2 protein-coding genes are annotated in these 2,957 nt (G+C 57.9%); both read right to left on the reverse strand.

Translation table 11 applies throughout. The features are described from left to right. Positions 1-182: 182 nt before the first annotated feature. Positions 183-1,061 carry an AAC(3) family N-acetyltransferase gene (locus Q1M07_RS07515; RefSeq protein WP_300452619.1) on the reverse strand — a complete coding sequence of 293 codons (879 nt, stop codon included), beginning with the start codon at positions 1,059-1,061 and terminating at the stop codon, positions 183-185. A gap of 663 nt (positions 1,062-1,724) precedes the next feature. Beyond that, positions 1,725-2,300, reverse strand: coding sequence for a hypothetical protein (locus Q1M07_RS07520; RefSeq protein ID WP_300452621.1), 576 nt, complete (start codon positions 2,298-2,300; stop codon positions 1,725-1,727). Positions 2,301-2,957: the final 657 nt, after the last annotated feature.

Consider the following 2,957-nt stretch of genomic DNA (forward strand, 5'->3'; position numbering starts at 1 on the left):
CATGCTGATGGCGCGCGGCGTCGAGCGTATCGTGCCGATCGGTCAGGCCCTGAAGTTCGGCCGCTTCTGGGACGGGCACGACATGCTCATGTCGTTTGGGCGGTACATTCACATCATCACGCCGTCAGCGCGCAAGCGCTGATGTCCCGGCGGTCAAAAGGTGGGCGGAAGCGTGGCAGGGATCAGCGAGCCGCATCCAGTCGAGCAAAGTCGTAGCAGTGGACGCCGCTATCGCATAGGCCAAGATACGCCAACCTTATACTCTCGCAGTCGAGCAGAACCAGTCTGACTCCGCCCACGCATGCCTCACGCCAGACATTCATGCTCCTGAGCGGCGGGATCAGCCGGCGCAGGACGCGAATCCGGGCAACCCGTGAATCGAAGAGCCGTGTTTCCGTCGGAATCCGGGCGCCGTTGCGGTCAATGCTCGCGAGTTGAAAGACTTCCGTGGTGAACGGGGAGTATGGCAGCTTGTTCTCGTAGAGTTCCTCCAGCGTGTGAAAAAAAGTCATTGCCTGGATGTCAACGTCGATCAGGAGGATGCTGCCGCCTCTGGTCAGCAACTCGTGGAAAGGCGACCCACTGCCGCAAGGTGTTCTTGCGGCAGGATGACCCGCGGCGATCTCTTCGGCATCTTTCCCCCATATGGCGACCGGGTGAGTCGGGTGTACGCTTCTGACGGTGGCCGGCATCCGGCGCAGCAACTCTGTCAGTATCCCCATTTGCGACGGGCTGCGACGAACGTTGAAAGTCTCCGACTTCGCATAGTCGCTGGCCAGTCCGGTAAACGGCATGGTCGGCATCATGAGCGTTCCGCTCTCCCCGATGATCGTCTGAATGACCCGGAGGGCGTCCAGCGGCGTCCCCGCGAAACCAATAAAACGGTCGACCGAACTGTGCACCATGACGCGCGCGCCTGGCCGCAGCCCTGCTGCTTCGAGCGCAATCCGGAAATCTTCGGTATCGAATCGATGGAAGGTCTTGAAGTAGGCGCGCCGCGCTCGGTGAACCAAGGACTTCACCGTCTGCTTCAGGCCGGCAATAGCGCTGGAAATACTCATGCCGGTCGCCTCGCCGTCTTGCTGCCAGATCTGATTTCGTATGCCGCTACCGTCAAGGGAAGACCGGATTTGCCAGCTGCGTTCAGATACTTGTATCTTCCGTACGGGTAAGTCATTGATGGTCCTCCGACGTTTCGTAGCGCGCAGTTGTGCCAGTGTTACACGAGTGACGTCCCAATGAGCGCAGCACGCAGCGCGGCAAGAAGAGAGAAACTGGAGATCTCGTACATGCGGGGGGGCACGCTGAAGATATTGGATTGGCGGACGGCATTGATCTCATTCAGAAAAATCTCTCATTAAGATGATTCGATGAACGTGCCACGCGCCGTGCTCTCCTGGTGCAGCGCTGTGTCGGCCGTGGGCGGGCCGTGCATGTAAAGTGGACTTTTGAAGTCAAGACAAAAATCAGGCTTTTGTCAAACCATCCAGAAGCAGGGCAAGTTCTCTGGTTCGTGATTTCCGCGAGTGTGTCATGGCGAACTCTCTCTCGACGCCGAAATCACGTCTCTCAGACAGTTTCTGGACGAAAGATTGAATCGAATCAGCGAGGTTCCCTGCGTCGGCTATGTCTGCGATATGTTGTACCTTGGCATCTGAGAGCATGCTTGCGGAAATGCCTCCGTGATCAACAAGCCCGAGGATAGGGCGTTCCGAGCGGTAGTACTAGATCTTCGCCGGAATTTGATGATTATAGCATGCGGCTTGAAACAATAAAAGCCCATCGGCTCGCAGCATTTCCTGGAGGGCACGATAGGGAAGCACAGGTTCCAGCCGGACGATGTCGTCAATGCCTAGTTCGGCCGTCATCGGCCTGTACAGGTCGTCGTTGCCAGTTGCCCGCAGGACAACCTGAAGCCTCGAGTCATCGATGCGGCCCGTGCGCTTCAGCATGTCCAGTGCGGCGAAGAAAGGGCGAGGGTCCCTTTCTATCGGGTAAAGGATGCCGCTATGAAGAAGTGTGATCAGCCCTGGCTTGCCAAGCGGATTGCTTGCAAGGCCCACCTCGGCCGCGCGGAAGTTCTCTTCATCGAAGCCGTTTTCGATCACGGCCCATCGCGACGAAGCAATGTCGGGATACCGCTGGGAATACATCTGTCGCGTCGGCTCGGTCGTGAATACGGCCCTTGTGCAGTGATGAACAGTCTCATGTTCAAGCGTGCGATGGACTTTCCATGTGAGCGGGTCGCGCGGGTAGCCCGGCTCGGTCATCGAGTCGCGAAAGTCGGTGATCCATGGCAACCCGCTTCGCGGCTCTATGTCGTTTCGTGTGGAACCGGCCGCCAGCCGCCCTCGGCCGGCAAGCCTGCAGCCACTCTCAAGCAGTGGGGTTGGGAGCGTTGAGGGCGCTGTCAAGGGCGGGCGGAGCCCGGCGAAGCTGCGTCTGAAACGCCAATACGCTGAAGGGCTTGGGGCTGGTTGCGGTCTTTCGCGGCCAGCTCCCGAGCCCGTCCGGCGGCGAGGACTTCCCCGCCCTCGGGGGCGGGGCAAGGGGCGGGGGCGCCCGAAGGGCTGAACAGAGGCATCCGCCTCTGCGGGGCCAATTCCACACGAAACGACACAAACCCTGTGAACGGTTACGGTTCCTCTGCTCATATAATAGATAGATAATGGCGTGTTTAAATGGATGGAATATCTTCCCGGGTCAGACAGGCCTTTCTTCCCCAGGGCCTTGACACTTGAATAGCATATTCTTTTTCATCCTATTCGTGCAAGAAAAACATTTAACATTCATAGTGGTATGATGGAATGGTTGTAAACCAACGAGCAATCGGGTCTACTCTCGTCTTTTGGGCACGAGAAATGATCAAGACGAAGGTGGCAAGCTTGGTATGCTGTTTGGGTGACATCGACGACCCACGCAAAGCCAGCAACGGAACACTGCACGACTTCCTGGAG

The sequence above is a fragment of the Accumulibacter sp. genome (assembly GCF_029255285.1).
In the GTDB taxonomy this organism is placed as follows: Bacteria; Pseudomonadota; Gammaproteobacteria; order Burkholderiales; family Rhodocyclaceae; genus Accumulibacter.

Bases quoted from the DNA above. Each gene is read 5' to 3' on its own strand.
- Q1M07_RS07515 (WP_300452619.1), bottom strand. From the start codon at position 1,061: ATGAGTATTTCCAGCGCTATTGCCGGCCTGAAGCAGACGGTGAAGTCC.